This is a genomic window from Oleiphilus sp. HI0132 (assembly GCF_001635845.1).
Map to the genome: position 1 here is coordinate 1 of NZ_LWGJ01001498.1, position 1,539 is coordinate 1,539.

The following is a 1,539-nucleotide window of genomic DNA, read 5'->3' on the forward strand; positions in this document are numbered from 1 at the left end:
CTTGATAAGCCTGTTCAGTAGCTCTGCTTTTTCTTTAGAATCTAAAACGTTCTGCGTTTGGGATCCTGTTGGCCGAAGTGGCCCAGTGATGACATTTTATTCCGACGTTATTCCACGAGCTCAAGCCTGGGGATTAAAGCTCAAATTTGTCGCCTACACCGAAGAAACCGATGTTGTTAAGCAATTTAAGGCTGGCAACTGCGAGGCTGCCGTTCTTACGAGCATCCTGTCGCGCCAGTTTGTTAAGTTTGCCGGCACAATGGACGCAATTGGAGCAATTAACTCAGAGAAAGGGCTTGAGCTTGCTATCGCTACGCTAAGCCGCTCTAGGGCTGGCAAGCTGATGATCGAAAACAATTATGAGGTTGTAACAACCTTCCCTGTTGGTTCGATGTATGCCTTTGTTAAAGACCGCTCGATTGACACAATTGACGAATTTTCTGGTCAAAAGATTGCGATTTTGAATAATGATCCGCAAATGTATAAATTTGCAAGTTTATCTAAGTCCAAACCTGTCACGGTAACACTATCAAACTTTGCAGATAAATTTAAAACCGGCGAAGTTGATATTGTGATCATGCCCGCTCTTGCCTACAACACCTTTGAGCTTTACGAGGGTCTTGCAGATAAAGGAGGAATTATTGATTACCGGCTATATTACGGAATGCTTCAAACCATTGCTCGTCGTGATCAGTTCCCTGAGGATTTCGGGAATAAAATGCGAAACTACATGCTGACACGAATGAAAGCGATGAACAAAATGGTAGTTGATGCCGAAGAGGAAATCCCCAAGCACTACTGGATTAAAACTAATCAATTCGTAAAGGATGAGATTGATCACTTCAGTAAACGCATTAGACTTGCCTTACAAGACGATCAGATCAACAACCCTACCGCACTGAAGTTATTCTGGAAAATTCGCTGCCGTCTAGACCCTTCTCGTGGCGAATGCAAAGCACCGCCCAAGGTGGTTAGCAAACGCGTCAAAAAGAACAACATAGAGAAGCAAAAGGCCCAAGCAGACGCAGCTGCTAAAAAGAAGCTCGAAGCCGAGCGCATCGCTCACGCAAAAAAAGCTGAAGCTGAACGCTTAGCTAAACAAAGAGCAGAAGAAGAGAAGCGGCTTCAAGAGCAAAAAGAACAAGAGCAACGCAAGCTTGAAGAGGAAAAGCAGCTTCTAGCCCAGCAACAGCAAGAACAAGCACGACTTGAGGAAGAGCGCCGTATTGAAGAACAACGAATAGCGCAAGAAAAACTCAAGCTAGAAGAAGAAAAGAAAGCCTTAGAACAAGAACGCATCGTACTTGAACAAGCAAAAAATGAGCTTGAGAAAAAAGAGTCATGGAGTTTATGGGACTTTCTATTTGGCTGGATCTAAGCGGCAATAGAGCAAACGATGAACCGCTCCAAATTAGAAGAAATAACGAAGGCTATCCTGGATAAGTCGTCGCCATATTCATACAAAACAAAAGCCTTAGAGGACTATGCAAAGGTCTGTAGTGATCTTGGCGGTATAACAGCATCTCCTGCCTTCGATGC

Annotated in this window: 1 protein-coding gene; it reads left to right on the forward strand. The window is 44.0% G+C overall.

Annotation, left to right across the window (positions count from 1 at the left end):
* Positions 1-1,378: putative solute-binding protein (locus A3766_RS23150; RefSeq protein ID WP_068643046.1), on the forward strand; the 1,378-nt coding region annotated here is incomplete at its 5' end.
* Positions 1,379-1,539 lie beyond the last annotated feature (161 nt).